20 protein-coding genes are annotated in these 26,442 nt (G+C 51.3%); 7 read left to right on the forward strand and 13 right to left on the reverse strand.

Annotation, left to right across the window (positions count from 1 at the left end; all coding sequences use genetic code 11):
- Nucleotides 1–254: 254 nt before the first annotated feature.
- From metQ to metN, 3 genes are all read right to left on the reverse strand, one after another.
- Nucleotides 255–1,070 carry a methionine ABC transporter substrate-binding lipoprotein MetQ gene (metQ, locus tag BGK46_RS11170; protein ID WP_069589332.1) on the reverse strand — a complete coding sequence of 272 codons (816 nt, stop codon included), beginning with the start codon at nucleotides 1,068–1,070 and terminating at the stop codon, nucleotides 255–257.
- Nucleotides 1,071–1,183: 113 nt separating this feature from the next.
- The gene (locus BGK46_RS11175) at nucleotides 1,184–1,870 is read right to left on the reverse strand and encodes a methionine ABC transporter permease (RefSeq protein WP_069589333.1); all 687 of its coding nucleotides are present in this window, start codon (nucleotides 1,868–1,870) and stop codon (nucleotides 1,184–1,186) included.
- Entirely contained in the window at nucleotides 1,860–2,894 is a 1,035-nt protein-coding gene (gene metN / locus BGK46_RS11180; RefSeq protein ID WP_069589335.1) for a methionine ABC transporter ATP-binding protein MetN, read from the reverse strand. The genes BGK46_RS11175 and metN overlap by 11 nt, the downstream gene beginning before the upstream one ends.
- A gap of 251 nt (nucleotides 2,895–3,145) precedes the next feature.
- Between metN and BGK46_RS11185 the strand changes: the two genes are divergently transcribed.
- Nucleotides 3,146–3,784, forward strand: coding sequence for a LysE family translocator (locus tag BGK46_RS11185; protein ID WP_069589336.1), 639 nt, complete (start codon nucleotides 3,146–3,148; stop codon nucleotides 3,782–3,784).
- Between the two features lie 118 nt (nucleotides 3,785–3,902).
- Nucleotides 3,903–6,170, forward strand: a complete 2,268-nt coding sequence (locus tag BGK46_RS11190; protein WP_069589337.1) for a TonB-dependent receptor plug domain-containing protein — start codon at nucleotides 3,903–3,905, stop codon at nucleotides 6,168–6,170.
- A 90-nt stretch (nucleotides 6,171–6,260) separates the two neighbouring features.
- Here the strand turns inward: BGK46_RS11190 and BGK46_RS11195 are convergent, their stop codons facing one another.
- The 3 genes from BGK46_RS11195 to BGK46_RS11205 form a co-directional block, all read right to left on the reverse strand.
- Nucleotides 6,261–7,415: an amidohydrolase gene (locus BGK46_RS11195; RefSeq protein ID WP_084781406.1), complete on the reverse strand. Its 1,155-nt coding sequence runs from the start codon at nucleotides 7,413–7,415 to the stop codon at nucleotides 6,261–6,263.
- A 118-nt stretch (nucleotides 7,416–7,533) separates the two neighbouring features.
- Nucleotides 7,534–9,681, reverse strand: coding sequence for a phosphate acetyltransferase (pta, locus tag BGK46_RS11200; protein ID WP_069589340.1), 2,148 nt, complete (start codon nucleotides 9,679–9,681; stop codon nucleotides 7,534–7,536).
- Nucleotides 9,682–9,788: 107 nt separating this feature from the next.
- Nucleotides 9,789–10,985: an acetate kinase gene (locus BGK46_RS11205; protein WP_069589341.1), complete on the reverse strand. Its 1,197-nt coding sequence runs from the start codon at nucleotides 10,983–10,985 to the stop codon at nucleotides 9,789–9,791.
- Between the two features lie 357 nt (nucleotides 10,986–11,342).
- Here BGK46_RS11205 and yfbV point away from each other — a divergent pair, with 357 nt between their 5' ends.
- A complete protein-coding gene (gene yfbV / locus BGK46_RS11210) occupies nucleotides 11,343–11,792 on the forward strand; it encodes a terminus macrodomain insulation protein YfbV (protein ID WP_069589343.1) in 450 nt (149 codons plus the stop codon).
- 165 nt (nucleotides 11,793–11,957) lie between these two features.
- On the opposite strand, the gene BGK46_RS11215 is transcribed toward yfbV, so the two are convergent.
- The 3 genes from BGK46_RS11215 to BGK46_RS11225 form a co-directional block, all read right to left on the reverse strand.
- The gene (locus BGK46_RS11215; RefSeq protein WP_084781408.1) at nucleotides 11,958–12,908 is read right to left on the reverse strand and encodes a ChaN family lipoprotein; all 951 of its coding nucleotides are present in this window, start codon (nucleotides 12,906–12,908) and stop codon (nucleotides 11,958–11,960) included.
- Entirely contained in the window at nucleotides 12,905–13,753 is an 849-nt protein-coding gene (rlmA, locus tag BGK46_RS11220; RefSeq protein WP_069589344.1) for a 23S rRNA (guanine(745)-N(1))-methyltransferase, read from the reverse strand. Before rlmA ends, BGK46_RS11215 begins: the two co-directional genes overlap by 4 nt.
- Nucleotides 13,754–13,896: 143 nt before the next feature.
- A complete protein-coding gene (locus BGK46_RS11225) occupies nucleotides 13,897–14,397 on the reverse strand; it encodes a YfbU family protein (RefSeq protein WP_069589346.1) in 501 nt (166 codons plus the stop codon).
- A 172-nt stretch (nucleotides 14,398–14,569) separates the two neighbouring features.
- On the opposite strand from BGK46_RS11225, the gene BGK46_RS11230 reads away from it, so the two are divergent.
- Together BGK46_RS11230 and BGK46_RS11235 are read left to right on the forward strand one after the other, a co-directional pair.
- Nucleotides 14,570–15,235: an energy-coupling factor ABC transporter permease gene (locus BGK46_RS11230; protein ID WP_069589348.1), complete on the forward strand. Its 666-nt coding sequence runs from the start codon at nucleotides 14,570–14,572 to the stop codon at nucleotides 15,233–15,235.
- Nucleotides 15,236–15,464: 229 nt separating this feature from the next.
- Nucleotides 15,465–16,652 carry an MFS transporter gene (locus BGK46_RS11235; protein WP_069589349.1) on the forward strand — a complete coding sequence of 396 codons (1,188 nt, stop codon included), beginning with the start codon at nucleotides 15,465–15,467 and terminating at the stop codon, nucleotides 16,650–16,652.
- 92 nt (nucleotides 16,653–16,744) lie between these two features.
- Here the strand turns inward: BGK46_RS11235 and focA are convergent, their stop codons facing one another.
- Complete coding sequence (gene focA, locus BGK46_RS11240; protein WP_371414236.1) at nucleotides 16,745–18,199, reverse strand: formate transporter FocA; 1,455 nt, start codon at nucleotides 18,197–18,199, stop codon at nucleotides 16,745–16,747.
- 207 nt (nucleotides 18,200–18,406) lie between these two features.
- On the opposite strand from focA, the gene BGK46_RS11245 reads away from it, so the two are divergent.
- Entirely contained in the window at nucleotides 18,407–19,312 is a 906-nt protein-coding gene (locus tag BGK46_RS11245; RefSeq protein WP_069589352.1) for a LysR substrate-binding domain-containing protein, read from the forward strand.
- Nucleotides 19,313–19,367: 55 nt separating this feature from the next.
- Here the strand turns inward: BGK46_RS11245 and pflA are convergent, their stop codons facing one another.
- The gene (gene pflA, locus BGK46_RS11250; protein ID WP_069589353.1) at nucleotides 19,368–20,108 is read right to left on the reverse strand and encodes a pyruvate formate lyase 1-activating protein; all 741 of its coding nucleotides are present in this window, start codon (nucleotides 20,106–20,108) and stop codon (nucleotides 19,368–19,370) included.
- Nucleotides 20,109–20,441: 333 nt separating this feature from the next.
- Between pflA and BGK46_RS11255 the strand changes: the two genes are divergently transcribed.
- Nucleotides 20,442–22,064: a methyl-accepting chemotaxis protein gene (locus BGK46_RS11255; protein WP_069589355.1), complete on the forward strand. Its 1,623-nt coding sequence runs from the start codon at nucleotides 20,442–20,444 to the stop codon at nucleotides 22,062–22,064.
- A gap of 168 nt (nucleotides 22,065–22,232) precedes the next feature.
- Here BGK46_RS11255 and pflB read toward each other — a convergent pair whose 3' ends face one another.
- Both pflB and BGK46_RS11265 read right to left on the reverse strand, forming a co-directional pair.
- Nucleotides 22,233–24,509: a formate C-acetyltransferase gene (gene pflB, locus BGK46_RS11260; protein WP_069589356.1), complete on the reverse strand. Its 2,277-nt coding sequence runs from the start codon at nucleotides 24,507–24,509 to the stop codon at nucleotides 22,233–22,235.
- 136 nt (nucleotides 24,510–24,645) lie between these two features.
- On the reverse strand, nucleotides 24,646–26,157 hold the full coding sequence (locus BGK46_RS11265; protein ID WP_069589357.1) for a DUF3360 family protein: 1,512 nt from the start codon (nucleotides 26,155–26,157) through the stop codon (nucleotides 24,646–24,648).
- Between the last annotated feature and the right edge of the window lie 285 nt (nucleotides 26,158–26,442).

Consider the following 26,442-nt stretch of genomic DNA (forward strand, 5'->3'; position numbering starts at 1 on the left):
GATTTAGGAAACAACGCCGTCTAAATGTACCAACCGTTTTGGGCAAAAGTGAAGGCATTCGTGGTTTTTTGAATTAATCTCTCATAGTTTTCTACTAGATACGTCATCCTTTACATTAGAGCAACAGATAAAGGCTTCGATTTAACAAAAAACATATCTTACTCTTTGGCACCCAAATCATCACTCAGCGGATACCAAAAAGCCCGCACTTTTCAGCGCGGGCTTGAGTATTTAAGTATGGTGAGCGGACTGGCTTACCAGCCTTTTACCACTGCGCCGTCAAAAACTTCCATCGCGGCGTTGTAAACCGCGTCGGTTTGGTAGGCTTTAACAAAGTTTTTCACGTTTTCAGCGTCTACGTTGTCTTTGCGCGCCACAATCAGGTTCACGTAAGGCGATTCTTTGTCTTCAACAAACAGGCCGTCTTTGCTTGGGGTTAGGCCCACGCCGGCGGCAAAGGTGTTGTTGATGATCGCAATGTCCACGTCTTCCAGTGAGCGAGGCAGTTGTGGCGTTTCTAGCTCGATGATTTCCACGTTTTTCGGGTTCTCAACGATATCCAGTTTGGTGGCGTTAATGCCGGCGCCTTCTTTGAGTTTGATAATGCCTTGCTGCTCCAGCAATACCAGCGAACGGCCAAGGTTCGATGGGTTGTTAGGCACGGCAATTTTGCCGCCTTCAGGCAAATCGGCCACGCTATCGAGTTTGTAAGAGTAGGCCGCAATCGGATACACAAAGGTGTTGCCTGCAATCGCAAACTCGTAGCCACGGTCTTTGATTTGTGCGTCGAGGTACGGTTTGTGCTGGAAGGCATTCACGTCCACAGAGCCATCGGCGAGGGCGGCGTTAGGGGACACATAGTCGGTAAAGGTAATGAGCTTCACTTCAAGGCCGAGTTTTTTGGCTTCTTGAACCGCATATTCGGCCACTTGTGCTTCTTCACCGGCCATGACGCCAACGGTGATTTTGCTGTTGTCTTGCACGGCAGCTTCTTTTTCACCACAGCCGGTAAGGGCAAGGGTTGAGGCCAGTCCAAGTGTGGCAAGCAGTGTTTTAATCGTGGTTTTCATTGTCTGTCTCCCTTTTAAAAAACGTATCCGTTTTGACGGTAGTCCCGCACCACTTGTGGCCGTGTGGCATCCCAAGTGGCTGGGACAAATGTTGTGTTTATGTGTTTGGATGTTTAGCGGTGATTTGTGCGACGCACTAAGTAATCTCCGCATGATTGAATCGCTTGTACCAGCACGACCAGCATCACAACCGTGATCAGCATGACGGTGGTATCAAAGCGCTGATAACCGTAGCGAATGCCCACGTCCCCGAGGCCGCCACCGCCGACAGCCCCCGCCATGGCGGAATAGCTCACCAAGGTGACTAAGGTGATGGTGGCACCATTGATGATCCCCGGCAGCGCTTCGGGCAGCAGCACTTTGTAAATAATTTGCGTTGGGGTTGCGCCCATCGCTTTTGCGGCTTCTTCCAACCCTGCGGGCAGCTCTAAAAGCGCACCCTCTACCAAACGCGCAATAAATGGAATAGCGCCGACCGTAAGCGGCACAATGGCTGCCGCGGTGCCGATGGAGGTGCCCACCACAAAGCGAGTGAATGGGATGATAGCCACCAACAAAATAATAAACGGAATGGAACGGCCGATGTTCACGACGGCGCCCAAAATTTGATTAACCCGTGGCTGCGCTTTCAGTCCGCCTTTTTTGGTGATGTGCAGCAGCACGCCAAGTGGGATCCCGAATGCAAAGCCAAGCAGTCCGGAGACCAACACCATGTAAATGGTTTGGCCGGTGGCATCGGCCAGCAGTTCAATCAGTGCTTGGTTTTGTCCAATCCATTGGGTTAACGCATCAATCGACATAGCCAAGTACCTCCGTGGCGACATGGTGTTTGTTTAGGTAGTGAATCGCATCATCAACAGCACTTTTCGGGCCCATAATCTCCGCCAAGAGTAGACCAAATTTCACGCCGCCGGCGTAATCAATGTCAGAACTTAAGATGCTGATATCAATATTAAATAAGCGAGACATCTGGCTGATCAGTGGCTCGTCGACCGTGGCGCCTGTAAATTCTAGACGTACCAGCGGATAGCTGCCTTTAAAGTAGTCTTTTTGTAAGCGTTGGGCGTAGTCATGTGGCACCGACAAATCCAAGGTGGAGCGAATAAAGTTTTTCGCTAACTCGGATTTAGGATGAGCAAAAATATCGCCTACGGGGCCAGACTCAACCAGTTCGCCATCACCAATAATCGCCACATCGTGACAAATGCGCTTCACTACATCCATTTCGTGGGTGATCAGCAAAATGGTGAGGTTGAGCTTTTCATTAATGGTTTGCAGCAACGACAAAATTGATTGGGTTGTAGCCGGATCCAACGCGCTGGTTGCTTCATCACAGAGCAATACATTTGGGCTTGGCGCCAGCGCGCGAGCGATAGCAACACGCTGCTTTTGTCCACCACTGAGGCTAGCAGGATACACATCACGCTTATCGGCCAAACCGACCAAATCCAGCAACTCGCTGACGCGCGTTTCAATTTCATCGCGGCGAGTACCACTGAGCTCCAGCGGCAGGGCGATATTGTCGAACACGGTGCGCGACGACAGCAGGTTAAAGTGTTGGAAGATCATGCCGATTTTACGGCGCGCCTGGGTTAACTCACGGTTGGGCAACGCAGTAAGGTTGACGCCGCCCACGGTCACTGAGCCGCTGGTTGGGCGCTCAAGTAGGTTAACCATCCGGATCAGCGTGCTTTTGCCCGCACCAGAGGCGCCAATCACACCAAACACTTTTCCTTTCGGAATAAATAAATTGATGTCTTTAAGGGCATGAATTCGGCGCTCCCCGAGTTCGAATACCTTGTTGAGTTGTTTTATCTCAATCATCACATGTCCTTAGCGATAAATCTTATGACATCTCGCAGCTGTCCAGCGCCTTGCACCTTGGCTGTCGGGTCTCTCTGGTTATTGATGCTATGGTTTCGTTAAAAACAAGTCAATGGATATTTTTACTTCTAGACGTCTAAATGGCAATAAGTCTAACCGTCCGGTTATAAAGTAAGCGAAGGGCTTGATCTCTGCAGGCAAAGCGCGTTAACTGATAGCCTCCGTACCTAACTGTTAAGACTGTTGTATTTATGTCTCCCCTGTTGATTGATACCACCATGCTGACGCTGTTTATTCCCACCTTCTTTTTTGTGTCGGTTACGCCCGGCATGTGCATGACGTTATCGATGACCCTTGGCATGACAATTGGCGTTAAGCGTAGCTTACATATGATGTGGGGCGAGCTTATCGGCGTGGGGCTGGTCGCGATAGCCTCTGTTATTGGTGTGGCGACGGTGATGCTGAACTATCCCGCCGTATTTCAGGTGTTTAAATATGTCGGTGGTGTGTACTTGGCGTATTTAGGCGTACAAATGTGGCGCTCTCGCGGCAAGATGGCGATCCCAAATGAGGATGACGATAGCCCCAATGAAGCCTCGGCATTGTCGTTGGCCGCGCAAGGCTTTGTGACCGCCATTGCCAACCCGAAAGGTTGGGCGTTTATGATCTCGCTGTTGCCGCCGTTTATTAACCCTGCAATGTCACTACCCAGCCAGTTGAGCGTGCTGGTGTTGATCATTCTTTGCACGGAATTCAGTTGTCTCATGCTGTATGCCAGCGGTGGGCGTACCTTGCGTCAGTTTTTGCAGCAAAAGGGCAATGTGCAATTGCTGAACCGAATCGCCGGCACCCTGATGATTGGGGTCGGATTTTGGCTGGCGTTGGGATAAGTGCTTTCATGATGTTGTTGAGCATTTTATTACTTTATTATCTGCGTTAAATAAGATTAGCAAACGATAACCATTTGCATTATCATCCCCGTCGCTTTTTATTGACGGGGAATGTTCAATGCAGTTAAAGCCAATCGCCTCTTTTATTCTTACCTTTTTTGCTTTTCCTTCTCTCGCGCTTGCCGCACCGGCAGAGGATGTGTCTGAAAACGATGCGCCGATCGATACCGTGGTGGTCAATGCCGATCGCTTTTCCGATGCGCTGATGATGCGTGAGGATTTGGATAAGGTTCGCGGGATCAGTAACGCGGATGTCTTTTCGGGCAACACCAGTATTCAGCTCAATAACATGCACAACGAAGCCGGTGCGATTGATCCCGGTATTCGTGGTTTGCAGGGGCATGGGCGGGTTGCGATGCTGATTGATGGCAGTTTGCAGTCGACGCATACCTCGCGTGGTTATCAGGGGGTGAGTGATCGTACCTACATTGATACCGACTTATTGTCGTCGCTGTCGGTAGACAAAGGGGCCACAATTGGGCGGTCGCCTTATGCCAGCGGTGCGATTGGTGGCACCATTACCGCTACCACACTCAATGCGACAGACATTGTTCGCGATGGCGAGGGCTTTGGTGCGGTGGTGAAACTACGTGCCCACAATAACGCCCGCTCGCCGCGAGTGAGTGACGATGCCCAAGAGCAAATGCGTTATCGCTTGGCCGACCGCAATGATCATCAAGGATTTGATAACGGGTCTGCGATGGTAGGGCTGGGTTATCAGAGTGATGGGCTTGATGGTGTGCTGGCATTTAGCCATCGCAAAAAAGGCAACCACTTTGCCGGCAAAAAGGGCATTGAACGCTACGAAGAGCCCGTGATTGGCGCAGGCCAAGAGGTGGGTAATACCAGCTTTGAGAGTGATTCTTGGCTCGCCAAACTGGACAAAGAATTCGGCAATGGTCATCAGGCGGATATTAGCTATCGTCATCACCGCCAAGAGGCGGGCGAGGTGCTGATGGCCTACTGGTATACCTACGAGAAAGATGGCGACACTTTGATGCCACAGTGGGGGCTAGGAACCGCGGATGTGGATGCTTATAGTGCGAATTATCGCTATACGTCGCCGTCGCAAAGCTGGCTGAATCTGCATGCGAATGCGTGGCACACGTCCGCCAAATTGAACCAATACAACGGTCTCTGGGCGAAAGGCAGTAATGCAGAGCAATATCTGCATGAGTATCAAAACGACCGTCATGGCGCGAGTATCGTCAACCGCAGTGAATGGTCGAGTGTGCCGGTGAGTGTGGATTATGGTGTGTCTTACACCAAAGAAACCCTTGAACCGCGTGGTGACACCGACAAGTTTTATACCAGCGAGCCGACCTCTCGCCACGGAAAACGCTCTGAGTGGAGTGTGTTTGCCAATAGTGAAATCGATCTCGCGCCGGTGACCGCAAAGCTTGGGGTGAACTGGCATGAGGCGCAATCACTGGATAAGCAAACCCAGCAATCTTTGCACTATCGCGGTGAATGGGACTTATTGGGTGAGCTGTATTATGACATCAACGCTTCGGCGTCTGTGTTTGCCAAACTCTCTCGCACGGCGCGATTACCGAGCTTGTATGAAGTCACCATTTCTAACGAGGTGTTTAGCTACAATCCGTATAACCCGCTCGATCCTGAAGTGTCGTTTAACCAAGAGTACGGTGTGAGCTTAGACGGCCGAGCTTGGTTGCAGGAACTGGGGCTTGCGCAAACGCGCCGTGCCGCCATGACGGTGTCCTACTTTAATAATCACGTCAGTGACTTTATTTCTGGAGGTGTGCTCGATCGCACGCCGGGGATGCCGTCTTGGCGCAGTAATTTTACTTTTACCAATTATGATGAGCTGTCGCTGTCTGGCATCGAGTTGCAAGCGCATTACGCGTATCAAGGGTTTTATAGCCACTTCTCTGCCACGTTTTACGACAGGGTGCAGGTGTGTTCGCAAGATCAAGCCGAACGTTCAGGCATGGACCGCTGTAACAGCTTAGGCTTTGCGTGGGGCACCACACCGACTCGTATTCCACCTGAGCGTAAATGGCACCTGAATATTGGTCATAAATGGTTGGATGATCGGCTCGATATCGGTACAACAGTGCGTTATCACAGTGGCAAGTCGAACCCTGCGGATTGGCTAAAAGGCACCGGTGCCGCAAGCCCGGTGGTGGCTATCGCATCAGAATACTTGGTCGATATTTATAGTCACTATGACATCACGCCGGATGTCAGTGTCTTTATGACGGTGAATAACCTGACGGACCGTTACACTATTCAACCAGGCTCGGTGGTGAGTATGCCGGATCCGGGTCGTACCATTACCCTCGGCACCCAGTGGTCGTTCTAAAGGTGGTGAGTTAGCGCTGACTCGGCGTTGAGCAGGATGAACAGGCCTTTACGGATCCCGTAACAGGCCTGTTTTTTATTTTGCCCGTGTTCATTGTGGCGCTGAGGGTGCAGCCATGCCGTGATGGCGAGTCACCAAGGCGCAGAATAGGTCATGTGCCGTCGATAAAATCGCATCCGGAAAGTCATAGTCAGGGTTGTGCAGCTGTGGGTGATGCTCTCCGCTGCCAATTCCAAACAACGCGCCGGGCCAACGGGCGAGAAATTCGGCCACATCTTCTGACCACCGCATTGGCTCGGTAAGTGTTTGAACTGACAAACCAAGTGTTTGGGTGGCGTCAACCACATGGGCGTAATGATCCGGATGGTTGTAGGCGGCGATAAAAGGCTCGTGCCATGCAATGGATACCTCTAGCCCCGCGTGTTGCGCGATTGCGTTAATCGTGGTGGTCAGGCTGGCTTTCATCGCGTGGAAGGTCGCGTTGTCATCGCTGCGTAGCGTCGCCATCACAGTGGCATCACCGGGCGAAACACCAAAGGCGGGTTCACCTAGCTGCGCGTGCACTAAGGTGACCAGACTGAAGGCAGGGTGATGTTGTTCTGGTAGTTGCATCAAGGCGGTCATAACCTCTGTCATGGCACTGGCTGGGCTGATGCCGCGTTCTGGGTAAGCGGCATGGGAGGTTTTGCCTCGAAGGTGTATCGCGACGCCGGTTGACGCGCAGGCAAAGGTGCCTGAACGCACTACGATGTGATGTTGAGCAAAGCCCGGTAGATTATGAAAGGCATAGACATGATCGATCTCTTGCGTCGCTAAACAGGGATCAGCACACATGCGCGCCGCCCCTTCACCGGTTTCTTCGGCGGGTTGAAAAACAAGGAGTACCTTGCCTTGTTGTGGCGGTTGTTGCGCGAGGGTGTGCGCCACCATTAATAAGGCGGTGGCGTGGCCATCATGGCCGCATGCGTGCATAACGCCTTCATGGTTTGAGGCATGAGCACATTGGGTGCGTTCATGGATGGGAAGCGCATCAAAATCGGCACGCAGTAAGGTGGTGGGGCCAGCTGCCTTGCCGGCAATCTCAACCACAATGCCATGTCCACCAATCTCGGTGTGTGGCGTAAATCCGAAGGCGCGCAATTGGGCGGCAAGGGTCCGCGCACTTTGCGCTTCGTGGTTGGACAGTTCAGGGTATTGGTGCAGGGTACGGCGCAGGCTCACGGGATCAAATAGAGTGGCCATCATCGACTCCAAAACAAGGATGGACCCTTATGCTAGATCGGGTGAGGGCATCGCGTTGTGAACCCAAACGCAAAAAAGCCAGCAACGAATGCTGGCTTTTGAATCAAAGACGAGGCGAGGCTTACGCTTGGCCGTTGTCTTCTGCTTGTTTCGCTTGGATAGCGGTCAGTGCAACAGTGTAAACAATGTCGTCTACCAAGGCGCCGCGAGACAGGTCGTTGACTGGCTTACGCATGCCTTGCAGCATTGGACCAATTGAAACCAGCTCAGCAGAACGCTGTACCGCTTTGTACGTGGTGTTACCAGTGTTCAAGTCTGGGAAGACGAACACAGTGGCTTTACCCGCAACTGGGGAGTCAGGCGCTTTTGATTTCGCGACATTTTCCATGATCGCAGCATCGTACTGAAGCGGGCCATCAATCACCAGATCAGGGCGCTTCTCTTTCGCGATACGGGTGGCTTCGCGAACTTTGTCCACGTCAGCCCCTTTACCTGAACTACCGGTCGAGTAGGAGATCATCGCCACGCGAGGCTCAATACCGAATGCCGCGGCAGAATCTGCAGATTGAATGGCAATTTCAGCCAGTTGTTCTGCATTTGGATCCGGGTTGATCGCACAGTCACCGTAGACCAGCACTTGCTCAGGTAGCAGCATAAAGAACACTGACGATACCAATGAGGCGTTCGGTGCGGTTTTGATGATTTGCAGCGGTGGACGGATGGTGTTGGCGGTGGTGTGAACCGCGCCAGAAACCAGTCCTTGAACTTCGTTGGCTTCAAGCATCATGGTACCCAGTACCACGGTATCTTCGAGGTGTTCTTGTGCGATTACCTCTGTCATACCCTTGCTCTTACGCAACTCAACCAAGCGGGCAACGTATTTGTCACGGACTTTGGCCGGATCGATGATTTCAACGCCAGCGCCCAGTGTCACGCCTTGCTGCTCAGCAACACGTTTGATTTCTTCTGGGTTACCCAGCAGCACACACTCAGCAATTTTACGCTCAGCACAAATCGCCGCTGCTTTAATGGTGCGAGGCTCATCGCCTTCAGGCAGAACGATACGCTTCGCCGCTTGGCGAGCCAATTCGGTCAGCTGATAACGGAAAGCCGGTGGGCTTAGGCGACGCTCACGGTTAGAACCTTCAGACAGAGACTCAATCCAGTTACCGTCAATGTGGCTCGCTACATAGTCGTTCACAAACTCAACACGCTCTTTGTCGTCAGCCGGTACTTCAAGGCTGAAGCTTTGCAGGTTGAGAGAGGTCTGCCATGTGTTGCCCGCGGTGGTGAATACTGGCAGGCCAGTTTCGAAAGCACGGTCACACAGTGCTTTAAGCTGATCAGGGATAGCATAGCCGCCGGTCAGCAACAGGGCACCAATTTCCACGCCGTTCATCGCAGCCAAGCAGGCAGCCACAATCACGTCAGGACGGTCAGCAGAGGTGACCAGCAATGAACCTGGGCGGAAGTGTTCAACCATGTTTGGAATTGAACGCGCACAGAAGGTGATGCTCTTGATACGACGGGTTTGAATTTCACCTTCGTTGATGATGGTGGCATTCAAGTGTTTCGCCATATCGCTAGCACGAGTGGCAATCAGGTCGATTTTCCACGGCACGCAACCTAGCACACGAATTGGGCTAGAGTTGAAGATTTGCATGACTTCAACGTTAGTTGGACGTGCAGCATCCGCATCATCAAAGATTTCGGATAGGTCTGGACGGGTACGGCCAGCATCGTCAACAGGGGCGTTAAGCTTGTTGATGATCACACCAGAGATGTTGCCGTTTTTGCTGCCGCCAAAGTTGGTGCAAGCAAATTCAATGCGCTCTTTCAGCTGGGCTGGGTTGTCTGTACCTGGGGTGGTGACAAACACGATTTCCGCGTCCAGCGTTTTGGCGATCTCGTAGTTGATTTGGTTAGCGAATGGGTGGTTACGCGTGGTGACCAAGCCTTCAACCAATGCTACTTCCGCGTCTTTTGTCGCACGAGTAAAGCGAGCCAGCACTTCTTCCAACAGGACATCTTCCTGATCAGAGCGCAGCAGGTTTTCTGCTTCGTGCATCGACATGGACTCGGCTACCTTCATGTCACTATTAGCGTGAATGATTTGGGTAGTGAGGTCAGTCACATCAGTGTCGCTGCCGTGATGTGGCTGGGCAATAGGTTTAAAAAACGAGACGCGAACGCCCTTACGCTCCATCGCTCGCAGTACGCCGAGGCTGACGCTTGTCAGACCGACACCCGAGCCGATTGGGATTAGCATAATAGTACGGGACACGTTGACTTCCTCTTACTATCTGATGAATGTGCCGGAAAGCCGACACAAATACAAAAACGGCTGAGTGGAATCAGCCGTTGGAAAAGTGAGCCTTACAGGCCAGTCAGGCGCGCAGTATCTTGCGCAATCACCAACTCTTCGTTGGTAGAGATAACCATGGCTGGTACACGGCTGTTGTCAGTGGTGATCACACCTTCGCCGCCGAAGCGGGCTTTTAGGTTGCGCTCTTTGTCCACTTCCACACCCAGAAGACCAAGACGCTCAAGCACCAATTCACGGATTGGGCCAGAGTTCTCACCGATACCACCAGTGAAAACGATCGCGTCAAGACGGCCGTCTAGGCTAGCAGTGTAACCGGCAACATATTTCGCCAAACGGTGGCAGAATACGTTCATGGCACGGGTCGCTTCTTCTTTCTCACCGTAGTTGTCTTCAACAAAGCGGCAGTCAGAGGTCACTTCGGTCAAGCCTTGCAGGCCAGACTCTTTAGTCAGCATGGTGTTGATTTGCTCAACGCTGTAACCCAGTGCATCGTGCAGGTGGAAGATGATCGCAGGATCAAGATCACCTGAACGCGTACCCATCACCAAGCCTTCTAATGGAGTCATACCCATTGAGGTGTCAACGGATTTACCGTTTTTAATCGCACAAACAGACGCGCCGTTGCCAAGGTGACAGTTGATGATGTTCACTTCTTCTACTGGCTTGCCAAGCTGCTCAGCGGCCGCGTTAGCAATAAAGAAGTGAGAGGTACCATGCATACCGTAGCGACGGATACCGTGCTCTTTGTAGAGCTTGTATGGCAGCGCGTAAAGGTAAGACTCTTCTGGCATGGTTTGGTGATACGCAGTATCGAACACAGCCACGTTTTTCAGTGCAGGGAAGGCTTTCTTCGCTGCTTCAATGCCCACGATGTGTGCTGGGTTGTGCAGCGGTGCGAAGCTTGCCGCATCTTGGATCCCTTTTAGCACTTCATCCGTAATCAAGGCTGATTGGGTGAATTGCTCGCCACCATGTACTACACGGTGACCAATCGCGCCCAGGTTCTCGGCAAGCTCAGGTTTTGAGGCGAGAATGGTGTCAACAATAAAGGTCAGGGCTTCGGTATGGGCCGCGCCAGCGCCCAGTTGGGCTTCGTGTTTACCGTCCATTTTCCACTTAATGCGGGCTTCTGGAAGGTTAAGACATTCGGCAAGACCGGTAAGATGCTCTTCACCAGATTGTGCATCGACAATCGCGAACTTCAAAGAGGAGCTTCCGCAGTTGAGTACGAGAACCAGCTTTGACATGTATGACTACCTATTTTGTCGTGAGAAGTAGAGTGTGTAACTGAAAAGGATAGTGGACAAACTGAGACACTACCTTTTCAAAAAAGAATTATCTCATGCTTTGTCGCGGGGAAAGGATGCATCTTATCCGTCCTGGATAGGCATTCGCTCCATTGAGCACAACCGGATTAGGTTGCGAGACAATCAAATCCGAGCAACAATGATAAAGTGCGCTAAGGATAGCGGGACTTGATACAGATAACAAAAATTTTTTGAGTAATACTGGCTATTTTTGAAAGTTTTTGAACATTTTGTTTAGTTTTTATTGTAAAAGTTTAGTGACAGCCATCGCGGTCACGCTAAGCAAGTGAGGTAGGTATGGCAACGAACAAGTCAATCTGGCGCTGCCTGCAAGACGGCCAAAAGTATATGAAAGAGTGGCCGATGCGTAAGGAGCTCACCCCGGTATTCCCAGAAAATCGGGTGATTAAAACCACGCGTTTTGCGATGAAAGTAATGCCTGCCGTTGCTGCCATCAGCGTGTTGTTGCAAATGGCGACCTATAACTACCAAGGGATGCCGCAAGCCATGATTGTGGCGTTGTTTGCGCTGAGTTTGCCGCTGCAAGGGCTTTGGTGGTTGGGTAAGCGTCGTGATACGCCACTGCCGCCGGCGTTAGCGGGCTGGTACCGCGAATTGCATCAGAAGATCACCAGCCAAGGCCATGCCATGCAACCGTTGAAAAGCCAACCTCGCTATAAAGAGTTGGCCCAAGCGTTAAGTCGCGCGTTTAAAGTAGACCGTGCCGCGTTGGAGCGTTGGTTCTAGCCGCTCACCCTTTTTAATATTGAGAATACGAAAACGCCGACCCGCAGGTCGGCGTTTTTTATGGGAGCTTTTTAGTAGCTAGGCGTTTTGCAGCACAAAGGCTTTTTGCGTACAGCCAGCGCTGACCAACAGCCAGCCTAAGCTGACCAACAGCGTGAGGACGCGTTACTCACACACCGAGGAAGAGGTGCCTTTCATGGCGCTAACGGCCTCACGCATTTCATCCATTGAGCGCCAACGTGCAGGAAGAGGCTGCACCTTCAAGCGGAGGTCTGGGGCGTTATCGGCAAGCGGCGCCTCATCACTGACGGGGGTGATTAATGCGATACGCAGCTTGTTGTCGCGCTGACGAATTTGTTGTGCGGTGCCAAGCCCTTCGGCAATGTGAAAGCGGCCAGCCACATGGACAATTTGTGTCTCAGGATGCGTTTGGTGATAGCGCACCATGCTTTCGGCCATGGTGGCATCCCAAGCTAATTGGGCCGCGTATTGCGATTCGGTTTGACTCGGGGTGCCGTGGTGCATATTGGCTTTAAAAACCGATTTGTACGCTGAGTCACGGGTGTCGATGGTGTCTGCAAACCATGCTCGTTGCGCCGCAGGAAGTGTTTCGAGATAACTCAGCCCTTGTCGCCCAATGCAGCTCACCATGCGTTTGGGGGAGTTGGCGGCAAGCACGTCGATATTATGCTGTTTGGCAAATTCAATCAGTGGGCGGTAGCTGCCATCATAGTTATCCCATGCGTTGGCCTCGCGTTTAAAGCTATCTTCGCCCAGCTCGTCAGCCAGATAGCGGTTGAGCACAGGCTGGGCATCGCGGCTAAATTGTTCCATAGACAACGCAACAGCATGACGCTTGGACAGGGCTTGCAACAGCTCTGTTTGAAAGCGGTGTACCCCGGGGTGACCATGCCATTCACCGATTAACACGATATCCGCATCATCCACGTGTTTGGCGACCTCTGCCAAGGTCAGTGCTTTGCCGTCTGGCGTACTGACTTGATAATCAAATAGGGTGTTAAGCGCTTGTGGGGCGGCGCTGGCTGCTGATGCCAGACAAGCCAAGCTCGCGGCTAACAGCCAACCACGCGCTTTTGTAGCAAACGTTCGGTTCATGGCTTGGGGGTCTCCTCTGAGTGGCTGTCCGTTCCTTGGTGACGATAAACGCGCAATGTAAAGTCTGCTTCGCACTCGAAGGCGTCGCTGTTCGCTAAGGTGTCACGCCATGCGTCACTAGCACGCCACGCAAATGGTGTCATTTGCAGTAAGGTGAGTGCTTGCTCACCGGCGAGCGTCATGGTGTAGTGCAGCGATTGCTCCTTCTCAAGCACAAAGTTGGGCAGCGTTTCTGGCGGTGTTTCATGTAACCGCACATCCTGATAGATCCCCGCTTTGAGTTGATAAAGATGACGAGGGCCGGGGGTAACGGTGACCACCACGCCTTGCGGTTTCACCGCGCGGTCGAGCTCTTCGCCATTACAGGGCGCGTAGATACGGACGACGCCATCGAGGCTGTTGTCGTGAAAGGGCAGTCGCTGTGAGGACGCCACTGAAAACTGACACTGTGGATACCATTTGGCGGCATAACGGACCGCCACTTTGGCGATATCAAGGCCGTGCACGGACCAGTGTTTATCTGCAGTTTGGTCGGCAATCGCGTGGGTGTAGTAGCCTTCGCCGCAGCCCACGTCCAAGATAGCCTTGTGCTCGCCATTCAGCGCTTGGGTTAGCGCATCAATCATCGCTTGGCGCATCGGCGCATAATGCCCTGCATTAAGAAAGGCGCGACGCGCTTGCGTCATGGCTTTGTTGTCACCCGGATCTTTGGAGCGCTTAAATTGAACCGGCAGTAGGTTCAGGTAGCCTTCTTTGGCTTGATCAAATTGATGGTTGGCGTCGCAGTGAACACCACGCGCGTTAGTGTGCAAGGTTTGTTGGCACAGTGGGCATCGATAAATCATGGTTGGTCAGAATCTTGGCTTTGATGCGCTTTAGGGTACGGCGTTGTTAACGGTTCGACAAGCCAGATAAGCCAACCAAGGGGACAATCCATCAAAAAGCCGCCCAATAAGGCGGCTTGATGCTGAGATTCAGCGGCGAGACATTACGCGTTGAGAATACGCTCAATCTCGGTCAGGCTTAAGTGGAATTGGCGCGGGCAGTGGCGCCAAATTTCGAGCATTCGGCGGTATTTTTCCAGCATAGGCATCTGGCTATTAAAGCGATGCTCGCCTTGATCGAACTGGGTATATAGCCCTTCGGTATCAACCAAGAAGCGCACGTAGTGCACTAACGCGCCTTCCGTGGCGGCATCAAAGCCCCAGAATTGGACGCGGCGTGGTGACAACGCGGCTTGGCTAGCGTCATCCAATAGGTTGTAAGAGGCCTGCATGGCGTGGTGCATTTCCATAATATCAATCACTTCACGGCACTGGGTTTCACACAGTGCTTCAAATTGACTGATCACCTCTGCCATTTGTAATGCGTAGCCGCGCTCGATAATGGTCTGCAAACGGCGATATTTTTCACTGTTTGAGGGATCGAGGTGGCACATCAATTGGTATTGGTTAGATAAAATAAGACGTTGAGCAGGGGTCATATCCATCGCGGTTGGCCTCTTCACTAATAAAGGTAAAATAGCGTCTATCAAAGATGACAAACAATAAGAGAAGATTATCAGTTGCGCGATGGGCAAATCTTGATCTGGACCATGTCCGTAGCACGTTTTTCACCCGCTCATGTGCAATTGTTGATTTTGCCTTTAGTAAGGATGCGATATGAGTGATTTAGCCGCGCTAAGTGGCTGGCAATGGCTGGGTTGGATTGTGTTTGTGGCGGTGCTTTATGTCACTTACCCACGGGAGTTTTTCCCTAAACTCCGTCAGGAAGTTGGTTACCAGCATTTGGCGTTTTCGTCCGCGGTTGTACTGTTCGTACTTTGGGCCTTGCAAGCAGGGATCAAAGAAGGGCTCGATATCCACTTTTTAGGTGTCACGACACTGGCTCTGTGCCACGGCTGGCGAATCGCCATTTGGATTACCACGGTGCCTTTGACGCTTATGGCGGTGTTTGGGTTTGTGCCCCTTGGCGATATTGGTATGACGGCCTTGACCACAGCCGTGCTCCCCATTCTGTTTAGCTATGCCATTTTTGCGCTGAGTTATCATTATTTAACGCGCCATTTATTTATCTACATTTTTATTGCCGCTTTTTTGGGCGCTGCGCTGACCATTGTGTTTCAGCTGTCGGTGAGTTCGCTATGGTATTGGGCGGCGGACCGTTATAGCTGGCAAGAAATTGTACACAATTATCTGCAAATTGCGTTGCTGATGTGGTTCCCTGAAGCGCTACTAAATGGGATGGCGGTGACCGTGATGGCGGTGTATCGGCCGCATTGGTTACGCACCTTTTATGATCGCGAGTATTTATCGCCTGAGCGATAAAAAAGACGTGACACCTGCTGACAAAGTCGTTAAAAAAAGCGGGCAGGTGTTACGTTTATCCCTCTGACTTTATGGCGTTTTTATCTATAGGCGCCCGTGAATCCTTCCATCAAAATTTTTTATCATCAGCAAAGAAATTACTCGCTTTACCTTGGCGAAAAGCGGCGTCATAGTGCGCGCGTCTCGGCCCGTTCGTGCCTGATTTCTCCAATATAATGAGCGTACTTAAATGAACAAGACTTCCTCTGTGTCTCATGGTGGTTGCGTGACTCCGTCGGCTTTCCCTTGGGTGCCGTTGGTGAGTTTAACCGGCTTTGCGATTGCCAGTGGCTATTTGATGAGCTTGATTCCGCTTGCCCTTGCACCTTTGGGGTTGGCGCCGCATCTAGCCGCATGGCTAGCCAGTGCGTTTTACGCCGGTTTGTTATTGGGTGCGACGTTCAGTGCACGTATTGTTGCGACGCTGGGGCATCGCCGTGCGCTGGTGATGTTTTTGGGTATTGTGCTGCTCTCCATTACCGCCATGGCGGCGATTAAAGGGCAGGGCGTCTGGTTGCTTGCGCGTTTTGTGGCCGGTGTTGCCATTGCTGGTGTCTTTGTGGTGGTTGAGTCTTGGTTACTGATGGCCGATTCTGATCGCCAGCGTGCGAAGCGATTAGGTTTTTACATGGCGGCTTTGTACGGCGGTAATGCTTTAGGGCAGCTCGGCGTGGGCTATGTCGGCGTGACTGGCAATCAGCCTTATTGGCTTATTGGTGGACTGATTACGCTTGCGATCATGGTGCCTTTGTTTGCACGTCACGGCGAACCTCGCCATGAGGAAGGCCATAGTGCACGTTTAGGCTCGCTCAAATCTTTGCGTAAAGCGGCCTATATTGGTTGCTTGGTGTCTGGACTGACACTCGGTGCCGTTTATGGCCTATTACCACTGTATTTGGCTGAGCGAGTCAGTGATCACCAACAAGTGGGCGCTATGATGGCGCTCGTCATTGTCGGCGGGATGGCCGTACAGCCCGTTATTGGTCTGGTATCGGCAAGAATGAGTAAAGTGCTGCTGATGACATGGCTATGTGTGATTGGCACTGCGGCTGTCGCCTTAATTGCTTTTGCGGGCAGTCAATGGCAAATGGGTATCGGACTAGTTGTGTTGGGTGCCGCTGTGTTTGCGATTTATCCTGTAGCGATTACCTATGCCTGTGTCGGGCTGGCCGCTGAGAAAATCGTGGCGGCCACCGAAGTGCTGCTACTCGCGTATAGCGTCGGCTCCGTATCAGGCCCGTTGCTGGCAGATAACGCATTTTCTGGCACCAATGGTTTGATGACCTATTTAGCCGTTTGTTTGTTAAGTACGGCGGTTTATATGTTGGTGATGTATGTGAAAGAGCGTCGTCAAATGCCCGACCTCAGTGCGGCTTAACATCGATCAGAACCGATAAGGCAACAAACGATAAAGAAACGCCCCAGTCATTGGCTGGGGCGTTGTTATATGAGGCTTAGCGTCTCTGTCTGTTACGCGGTGACGAGTCCTTCTTTGGCGTCTGCTGGCAAGATATCCATGGCATTACCATATAAGGGCGCTAGCGCTCGGACCACATCGGCACGGGTAATCACGCCAACCAGCTGATTATCGCGCATCACTGGATAGATGTATGGGCGCGAGACCGTCTGTGTTTTCGCACGCTCTAGCGCGGATTGATTGGTAAAGTGGGTGGCGATCCCGGTATCGCTGACCGGATAAACCACTTTGTTATCAATGCTCATATATTGCGCCAGTTCAATCACTGATTGCTCGGCATCCACGGTTTGTACTTCAGTGCGCATCAGGGATTCAACTTTGGCATCCATATCCGGCTGATAATCGTTCCACCACAGGTCGACGAGAACATCTTGCACCGAGAAAAAGCCCACCAGATCACCGTCATCGTCGAGAACCGGTGCGCCGGATAACTGATATTGGTTAAGCTTTTCTAGTGCATCGGCAACATACTGGCGTGCGTTCAATGCGCACTGAGCGGGTTTCATGTGTTTTTCGATGGTTAATGTTTCTTGGGTCATAATCGCACTCTCAGAATAGGAAGCCGAAGGCAGAGCGAGTGAAGCAATCTGCGCTGTTTTCTTTTCTCTTTCAGGGTTAATAATTAGCCAGTAGCCCATGCCGACCAGTCCTGCGCCCCCAAGGATATTGCCAAGGGTGACTGGGATCAGATTGGCGCTGATAAATCGGACCAAGTTTAAATCGCTAAATGCGTCTGGGCTGGCTCCCACCGCCTGCCAAAAACTGTCAGGGGCAAAGGTGGCAATACTCATGCCCAGCGGCACCATAAACATGTTGGCGACGCTGTGCTCAAAGCCGGTACTGACAAACATGGCCACGGGCAAGATCACCATCACCGCCTTGGTGAGTGGATTTTGCGAGGTAAACGTCATCCAAATCGCAAGACAAACCAGCAAGTTACAAAGCACACCCAGTGCAAAAGCTTGGATCCACGTGTGATGGAGCTTGTGTTGGGCAACGTGCAGCGCGTTGAGTCCCCATTGGCCATCATCAAGCTGATATAACCCCGCCGTCATCACGATCAACACCAGCAACAAGGCGCCGAGTAAGTTGCCGAGATAGACTCTCGCCCAAGTATGCAGTAAGCCCGCGGTTGAGATTTTGCCGTTGGCACGCGCCAGCATGGAGAGCACGGTACTGGTAAACAATTCTGCGCCGCCCAGTACCACCAGAATCAAGCCCATACTGAATGCTAATCCACCCAGCAAGCGGGTAATCCCCCAGCCAGCGTTGCTGCCAGTAGTAACCGTGAGATAAAACACAAATGCCAACCCGATAAACAAACCGGCCATCATGGCGAGCCCAATCGCCATCCGGGTGGATTTGCGGGTTTTACTCACCGCATACTCTTCAGCTTGAGCGAGTAACGCCGCGGGTCCTTCGGGCTTTTTGATTTGAGTTGCACTCACCATTGGCTGTCTCCTCTGGCGGCACACTCTGCCCGAGGGCTAAGACACATCAACATACAGGTTGTACTCCTTTTTAGACGGATTGTGAATACATCCAGACTAAGCGGCGCGATATAAGGAGTAAAATTGATATTGCTTAGGGTAATAATCACAAAAGTTGATAGTGTGGTGTCATTGAAATCAGGCATCGTAGAAGGGTAAAAAAACATGCGCTACTCACTGAAGCAATTAGCCGTTTTTGAAGCGGTTGCAGCCAGTGGCAGTGTGAGTCGAGCCGCCGACCAATTGGCACTGACGCAATCAGCCACCAGTATGGCCTTGTCACAGTTGGAAAAATTATTGGGTCGGCCGCTATTTGAACGGCAGGGAAAGCAAATGCAGCTGACCTACTGGGGAGCGTGGCTACGTCCGAAGGCGCGCCAGTTACTGTTTGATGCGCAGCAAATTGAAGCAGGGTTTGACGGCCAGCATGTGGTCAGTGGCGATATTGCCTTAATTGCCAGTCAAACGGCGGCCGAGCATCTTATTCCTGACCTTATCAGTATTATTGATAGTGACTTTCCAGAGCTTAGAATCGACTTTACGGTGAAAAACACCCAGAAGGTGATCGACAGTGTGCGCCAGTATCAACATGATTTGGGGATCATCGAGGGGCGTTGTGACGATAGCCGCTTAAAGCAACAAGTTTGGTGCCATGACCATCTTGTCGTGGTTGCGGCAAAGCATCACCCTTATGCGCAGCTTGACCACGTTAGCTTGGCGCAACTCGAGCAGGCGCAATGGGTATTGCGCGAACCCGGCGCAGGGACGCGACATAGCTTTGATAGTGCGATTCACGGTGTGATTGAAGATCTAGATGTGCGCCGCGAGTATGAGCAAGTGCCTGTGCTGAGAACCTTGGTCGCAAACTCGAGTTATCTCAGCTGCTTACCTTACTTGGACGTAGAAAAATGGATTGAGCGCGACGAGCTGGTTGCTTTGAATGTACCTGAGCTGAATATGCGGCGGACGCTTTCGTTTATTTGGCGCGCGGATGCGGCAGCGAACCCGTTACGCGACTGCATTATTCGCGAAGCGACACGGATGACCAAAGCGCGTCGCCGTGATATGTAATACAAAAAAGCCGGCCCAAAATGGCCGGCTATTCGTGGTCTATCCACGGGATTAATTAGTAGGTGACCGTATGCCCATAACTACTAATGATGTTTTTGACGTTATCCATCACTTCTTTTGATGGTGGAGCAACGTCCTGCAGCTCGTAATCGTAGCCAAGTGCTTCCCATTTGTGGGCCCCCAACTGGTGGTAGGGCAGTAACTCCACTTTCTCGATGTTATCCATCTCTTTAATAAACTGGCCGAGACGGTGGGCGGAGTCATCATCGTCGGTGTAACCCGGGACAACCACGTAACGAATCCACGTCTTTTGGCCAATTTTATGGAGATAGTTGGCAAAGTCGAGCGTGCGGCGGTTTGATACGCCAACTAAATTCTCATGGATCTCATCATTCAGTTGTTTGAGATCTAACATCACCAAGTCTGTGGCGTCTAACACTTCATCAATCACTGGAGTGTGTTTACGCACGTACCCATTGGTATCTAAACAGGTGTGGATCCCTTCCGCTTTCGCGGCTTGGAAAAAGTCACGCACAAACTCAGGTTGAAGCATGGCTTCTCCCCCTGAGGCGGTCACACCGCCGCCCGATGCCGTAATGAAGTGGCGGTAGGCACGCACATCTTTCATGATTTCATCGACGGTGACTTCTGTGCCGCCATGCGTGTCCCATGTATCACGGTTGTGACAGTATTTGCACCGCATTAAGCAGCCTTGCATAAAGACAATGAAACGGATTCCGGGGCCATCTACGGTGCCGCAGGATTCAAACGAGTGGATGCGACCAACTGCCGACATAAGTGTCTCCAGACTGCGAATAGCTATGTCGTTATTTTATTACAAAACCCCGTCTCAACGTAAGGGAATTCGCGTCTTTTTCGCGATTTTGCAAGTTGTCTGAATGGTCGTTTGCAGTGCCTACCAACTTAGATCACAGTTCCATTTTTTCGTTTCATCACAATGAGATCACACCGAGGAAAAAACCATGGCAACATTGAGGTAACTCTTATGTCTGCCCAAACTTACGTGCAACACATCGAGGAAACTGACATGGATCGATAAAGATGTGTGTGAATACGTCGAAGGTTTGCTGCGTTGACGTGTTGAAGCCGAAAAAGTTGGGAATCAATAATGAAAAAAATTAGTGATTTAAGGGTAAAGAACAAGCTAATTGCGCTTATGTTAGTCGCCATTGCATTGCTTGGCGCAATCAGTGCTTACACCATTTCAAAAGAAAAAGACCAAGCGTACACTGAGCGGACTGCCTCGTTACGTAATAACGTGGAGGTTGCTGAAAGTGTGGTGAACTACTATCGCCAGCAAGCGGCGCAATTGGGTGAAGAAACCGCCAAGGCGCAGGCGATTGCTCAGTTAAATAAACTGCGTTACGACGGCGATAACTATTTTTGGGTGTTGAAGCCTGATCTCACCATAGTGACGCACCCCATCAAGCCGAACTTGAATGGAACCAGTGCTAGCTCACTGACGGACGGTGATGGCCGTTTTCATTGGCGTGAAATGGTAAAAGTGAGTCAACTGCCGGAAGGCGGGGTGCTGGATTACACGTGGCGCTCGCCAGAAGGGGAGTTGAAACCCAAAATCTCTTACGTGAAGCGCGTAAATGGCTGGAATTGGATCATTGGTTCAGGCGTGCACGTCAGCGATATTGAAGAGCAGTTTATTACCTCTGCGTGGCAGATCGCGGGTATGACGTTGATCGCGGCGGTGATCTTATTGGTGGCGGGCGCGTTTGTGAGCCGTGATATCGTGATGCCGCTTGATGAGCTGGTGGAAAAATTTGACCGAATTGCCGGTGGTGACTTGCGTGTGCAATGTGGTTACACGCGCGAGGATGAAATCGGCAAATTGGCACGTCGAATGGATACGGCGATGACCAGCGTCCGTGAAGCGTTACGTATCGCGCATGATGAAGCCAAACAATCGTCCACCATGGCGTCGTCGATTGCCTCGGCCAGTGAACAAAGCGCGCAAAGCATCCAATCGCAGCGTTCTGAACTGGAGCAACTGGCAGCAGCGATGAATGAAATGACGGCAACGGTGGCGGATGTGGCTGACCATGCAGAGCAAACGGCGCAAGCGACCAATGAAATTGCCGATATGGCCGAAGTAGGTAACCACAAATTAGACAGTACGGTGGCGAGTATTCGCGAGGTCGCAGACCGTATTGCCAGTGCCGATAAGCTAGTTAACCAAGTAAAACAAGGTGTGATGCAAATCAGTGATGTGGCCGGAGTGATCCAAGGCATCTCTGAACAAACCAATCTGTTAGCTCTAAATGCGGCGATTGAGGCGGCGCGAGCGGGTGAGCAAGGCCGTGGCTTTGCGGTGGTTGCCGATGAGGTGCGCTCGTTAGCGCAAGGTACCCAGAAGTCGACCACTGAGATTCAAGGCACCATTGAGGAGCTGACCAACAATGCAATTGAAGCGGCGGAAGCGATGACCTCGAGCCATCAATCCAGTGAAGAGAGTGTGGCGACAGCGCTCGAAACACAACAGCAGCTCAAAGACATGGTGGCGGCCTTACATCAGTCTAACGATCGTGTGGTGCAAATTGCGGCGGCTGCAGAGCAGCAAGGCACCGTCTCGGAAGAGATGAACCAGAATGTGAGTAACATTCACAACTCGGCCAATGAAGTGAGCGGTGCGGCCACTCACCTTGCCGAACAAAGCCAGCTACTGGCTGACTCCGCGCGAGAGTTAGATAGCAAACTCGATCACTTTGAGGTGGTGTAGCACCTGAGTAAACAAGCGACGTTAGCAACGGATGGGCTTTGGTTGGCACTGAGGTGGGTTGCGGATTAAATCGTGAAAGGGAAAGGGTGATAAATAAAAACCGCCAGCATTGCCGGCGGTTTTTTCTTTTTAGAAGCCCTTATTGTGTGAAGGGCTCTTGGTCATCTCTTACAGTGAAGAGGTGAAGGTACGAGTGATGACGTCTTGCTGCTGCTCTTTGGTCAGCGAGTTAAAACGTACCGCGTAACCAGAAACACGGATAGTCAGCTGAGGATAGTTCTCAGGATGTTCCATCGCGTCGAGTAGCATTTCACGGTTCATCACGTTCACGTTCAAGTGTTGGCCGCCTTCTTGACCGCTTTCATGGTGGAAGTAACCATCCATTAGACCGGCAAGGTTAGCGCGCTGGGTGTTTTCATCTTTACCCAGAGCATTTGGCACGATAGAGAAGGTATAAGAGATACCGTCTTTGGCGTGTGCAAATGGCAGTTTACCAACCGAAGTCAGTGACGCAACCGCGCCTTTTTCGTCACGGCCGTGCATTGGGTTAGCACCTGGTGCGAAAGGCATACCTGCTTTACGACCATCTGGCGTGTTACCGGTTTTCTTACCGTATACCACGTTTGAGGTGATAGTCAGGATAGATTGCGTTGGGACAGCGTCACGGTATGTTTTCAGTGAACGGATTTTGTTCATGAAACGCTCAACTAGGTCACAAGCGATTTGGTCAACACGCTCATCGTTGTTACCGAAGGTTGGGTATTCACCTTCGATTTCAAAGTCGATTGCAATACCGTCTTCGTCACGAACAGGTTTCACTTTTGCGTATTTGATCGCAGACAGTGAGTCAGCCGCTACCGATAGACCCGCAATACCACATGCCATGGTACGACGTACGTCACGATCGTGCAGTGCCATCAGCGCCGCTTCGTAGCTGTATTTGTCGTGCATGAAGTGGATGCTGTTCAGGGCAGTTACATATTGCTTCGCCAGCCAGTCCATCAGGTGATCCATGCGGTCCATGACTTTGTCATAGTCCAGCACTTCGTCAGTCATTGGCGCGTGTTCAGGCGCAACTTGGATTTTCAGCTTCTCATCGATACCACCGTTGATGGTATAAAGCAGGGTTTTCGCCAAGTTGGCACGAGCACCGAAGAACTGCATATGTTTACCAACCACCATTGGTGATACACAACATGCAATGGCATAGTCGTCTGACTCAAAGTCTGGGCGCATCAGATCATCGTTCTCGTACTGGATAGACGAGGTATCGATAGACACTTTGGCACAGAATTTTTTGAAGCCTTCAGGCAGTTTTTCAGACCAAAGCACAGTGATGTTTGGCTCTGGGCTTGGACCCATGGTGTATAGGCTGTTAAGGAAACGGAAGCTGGTACGAGATACCAGAGTACGTCCGTCTAGACCCATACCGGCTACTGATTCAGTTGCCCAAATTGGGTCGCCAGAGAAGAGATCATCATACTCAGGCGTACGTAGGAAACGAACCATACGCAGTTTCATTACGAAGTGGTCGATCAGCTCTTGCGCTTGTTCTTCAGTCAGTTTGCCAGCGGCCATGTCGCGCTCTAGATAAATATCTAGGAAGGTTGACGTGCGGCCCAGTGACATTGCTGCACCGTTCTGGGTTTTTACTGCACCGAGATAGCCGAAGTAAGTCCACTGAATGGCTTCTTGCGCATTTTCTGCTGGGCGAGAAATATCACAGCCGTATTTCGCTGCCATTTCTTTAAGTTGGCCCAGTGCGCGGTGTTGCTCTGCAATTTCTTCACGCAGTTGCATGGTCATTTGCAGATCTTCGCCGTTTTCGAATTTCTCTTGCAGAGAATCGAACTGCGCTTTTTTGTCTTTCATCAAGAAGTCGATACCGTATAGCGCGACGCGACGGTAGTCACCGATGATACGACCACGGCCGTAGGCATCAGGAAGACCAGTCAATACGCCAGACTTACGACACTTCATGATTTCAGGGGTGTAGATATCGAAAACGCCTTGGTTATGGGTTTTACGATACTCGGTGAAAACTTTCTTCACTTGTGGGTCAAGCTCACGGCCATAAGCGTGGCATGAACCTTCTACCATGCGGATACCGCCGTAAGGCAGCATGGCGCGTTTTAGCGGCGCGTCAGTCTGTAGACCAACAATCTTTTCCAGATCTTTTTCGATGTAGCCGGCGTCATGAGAAGTCAGGGTAGAAACCACAGACGTATCAAAGTCAACCGGTGCATGCGTCGCGTTCTCTTGCTTGATGCCTTCCATCACGCGAGCCCAAAGCTGGCTAGTCGCGTTAGTTGGCTCAGAGACTAGGAATGATTCGTCGCCCTCGTAAGGGGTATAGTTTTTTTGGATAAAGTCGCGAACATCAACGGCTTTGCTCCAGTTACCTTCAACAAATCCTTCCCATGCATTAGAAACGTGCTCAGACATGTTGCACCTACCTGTACTCTTTTCAAAAAGAAGTTTATCGGGACCAGGTTCAGTCATAGTGTTTGTCAGTATGGCTGACGCCTGCGACCCATCGATTTAAATCCGGATTGCCCCGCCCGTAAGCGGGGCTGAGTTATTACAATAACGCTGGAATGCCGGGAATCATTCCAACTGCCAACATGGCAGCAATACAAATAATCACAGTGGCGGTTGGAATCACCAGACGGTCAACCGATGACAGCGTTTTAGGACGCTCTTTGTCACCGATAAGGCCGTTGTTGTCCAAAAGCATTGTGACTGCCCAACCAAAGACTGGGTTAACAGCCATGGAGGCGAAAATACAAATACCGGCTGACTGACTTGATTTGGCGTCTTTGACCATCTGCATGCCTGCTTCAAGCAAGGGCAGGAATACCCCTGAAAGCAGTGCGATAGTCATCACTGGAGGCCAAGTGGCAACGTCCATTGGGTAACCAATTAAAGCCACACCGATACACAGTAAACCGAGAATAATGGCACCACCTGGGATCGGGCGGCGAGCTATCGCAGCCGGGATCATATAGGTGCCCCATGATGATGTGATGTTACCGCCACCCACTGAGGCGCCGACCATTTGGCGAATTGAGCAGCCTGTCATGGTGTCATCCACATCCATCAGTACTTTTTCGGCTTTTTTGGGATAGTTTAGTTCCTGGAAAATACGGTGACCAAGGAAGTCTGGCGACCACATCGCAACCGCGAGCAAAGCAAATGGCAATGACGCTAAGAAGTGCGATACATTAGGCAAACCTAGCTGCCAACCTTGTTCAGTCGATCCCCACCAGTACACAGGGTTAAGGTTTGGGATACCGGGCTGGGTGACAAACTCTAATGACGAGCCCGCACCAAGTGCAGTGGCAATCAAACCACCAGTAATGGCGCATACAGGGATCGCCAGCCAGCGCTTACCAATCCGTGCCAAGAAGGCATAAATCACAATCGACACGGCAAGAATCAAGATGGAGACATAGCCCATGTTGATCTCTGCGCCCCAAGCCAACAGGCTCTCAATTTGCCCTTTTGCGCCACCAAAGCCGAGGAAAATCAGCAAGCCACCGGCCACGCCCTGACTAGTAAGATTTACCAGTTTGGACCCACCTTTGAGGTAACTTAAGGTCAGGCCAAATACGCCGATCAGAATACCGAGAGCAAGTGGGTGAGCACCGGCCAAGGCGATGGTTCCGACCAACGGGATCATCGGACCGTGGTTACCGGCTAAGTTCGCGCGGGGGTTGATAAAGCCGCACAGTAACACACAAAACAATAAAGCAGGAATTAACATTTCCACGCGAGCAACCTCGACGGCAAATGCTTTACCAAGTGTGATGTGATCCCACGCTGCGGTTAGCCCCTCAGCCCATGACATCATTACCGCAGAATACATTGCGATGATGCCGATGGTACCAGCTAGCGCGGGAACAAGATCTTCAAGTTCAAAACGGAAGTCACGGCCGGGCAGGTTTAGCCCCCAACGGCGCGGACGCATGATTTGTAGTTCGTGATTCAGGTAGTCAGCGCGGGAGGCGAACGATGAAGCCGGCTTGTGCTTCTTTTGATATTCGCTTTTTTCTTCGTGACTCACACTGCGGTCTTGAGCATGTGTTGCCATAATTTCCTCGTCTACAGAAAGCAAAAGCTTTCGAAACAGTGGTTTAGCCAGTCTTTATAGTGTTTTTACGCTGGCCTTGTGGCCGTGTTCTGTTTCGTTATCAGCATGCTAACAATAGAGGATTTTCTGAATGTTGACTTAGATCATTACCGTGTAATTTTTTTACGTGCCACGGCCAGTTATCGGCGCTTTTTAGCGCGCCAAATGTGCCTAAAAAGCCACCCATGTCGGAGTTTTGTAATTTTTTTACCAAAAATCACGCCTAAAATGTGCTACAAAACAGGC

It is taken from the genome of Salinivibrio sp. SS2, from assembly GCF_001722075.1.
Taxonomy (GTDB): Bacteria; Pseudomonadota; Gammaproteobacteria; order Enterobacterales; family Vibrionaceae; genus Salinivibrio; species Salinivibrio proteolyticus.

Excerpts from the sequence above, each read along its gene's own strand:
- metQ (WP_069589332.1), bottom strand. The coding sequence starts at position 1,070 with ATGAAAACCACGATTAAAACACTGCTTGCCACACTTGGACTGGCCTCA.
- BGK46_RS11175 (WP_069589333.1), bottom strand. The coding sequence starts at position 1,870 with ATGTCGATTGATGCGTTAACCCAATGGATTGGACAAAACCAAGCACTG.
- metN (WP_069589335.1), bottom strand. The coding sequence starts at position 2,894 with ATGATTGAGATAAAACAACTCAACAAGGTATTCGAACTCGGGGAGCGC.
- BGK46_RS11185 (WP_069589336.1), top strand. The coding sequence starts at position 3,146 with ATGTCTCCCCTGTTGATTGATACCACCATGCTGACGCTGTTTATTCCC.
- BGK46_RS11190 (WP_069589337.1), top strand. The coding sequence starts at position 3,903 with ATGCAGTTAAAGCCAATCGCCTCTTTTATTCTTACCTTTTTTGCTTTT.
- BGK46_RS11195 (WP_084781406.1), bottom strand. The coding sequence starts at position 7,415 with ATGATGGCCACTCTATTTGATCCCGTGAGCCTGCGCCGTACCCTGCAC.
- pta (WP_069589340.1), bottom strand. The coding sequence starts at position 9,681 with ATGCTAATCCCAATCGGCTCGGGTGTCGGTCTGACAAGCGTCAGCCTC.
- BGK46_RS11205 (WP_069589341.1), bottom strand. The coding sequence starts at position 10,985 with ATGTCAAAGCTGGTTCTCGTACTCAACTGCGGAAGCTCCTCTTTGAAG.
- yfbV (WP_069589343.1), top strand. The coding sequence starts at position 11,343 with ATGGCAACGAACAAGTCAATCTGGCGCTGCCTGCAAGACGGCCAAAAG.
- BGK46_RS11215 (WP_084781408.1), bottom strand. The coding sequence starts at position 12,908 with ATGAACCGAACGTTTGCTACAAAAGCGCGTGGTTGGCTGTTAGCCGCG.
- rlmA (WP_069589344.1), bottom strand. The coding sequence starts at position 13,753 with ATGATTTATCGATGCCCACTGTGCCAACAAACCTTGCACACTAACGCG.
- BGK46_RS11225 (WP_069589346.1), bottom strand. The coding sequence starts at position 14,397 with ATGGATATGACCCCTGCTCAACGTCTTATTTTATCTAACCAATACCAA.
- BGK46_RS11230 (WP_069589348.1), top strand. The coding sequence starts at position 14,570 with ATGAGTGATTTAGCCGCGCTAAGTGGCTGGCAATGGCTGGGTTGGATT.
- BGK46_RS11235 (WP_069589349.1), top strand. The coding sequence starts at position 15,465 with ATGAACAAGACTTCCTCTGTGTCTCATGGTGGTTGCGTGACTCCGTCG.
- BGK46_RS11245 (WP_069589352.1), top strand. The coding sequence starts at position 18,407 with ATGCGCTACTCACTGAAGCAATTAGCCGTTTTTGAAGCGGTTGCAGCC.
- pflA (WP_069589353.1), bottom strand. The coding sequence starts at position 20,108 with ATGTCGGCAGTTGGTCGCATCCACTCGTTTGAATCCTGCGGCACCGTA.
- BGK46_RS11255 (WP_069589355.1), top strand. The coding sequence starts at position 20,442 with ATGAAAAAAATTAGTGATTTAAGGGTAAAGAACAAGCTAATTGCGCTT.
- pflB (WP_069589356.1), bottom strand. The coding sequence starts at position 24,509 with ATGTCTGAGCACGTTTCTAATGCATGGGAAGGATTTGTTGAAGGTAAC.
- BGK46_RS11265 (WP_069589357.1), bottom strand. The coding sequence starts at position 26,157 with ATGGCAACACATGCTCAAGACCGCAGTGTGAGTCACGAAGAAAAAAGC.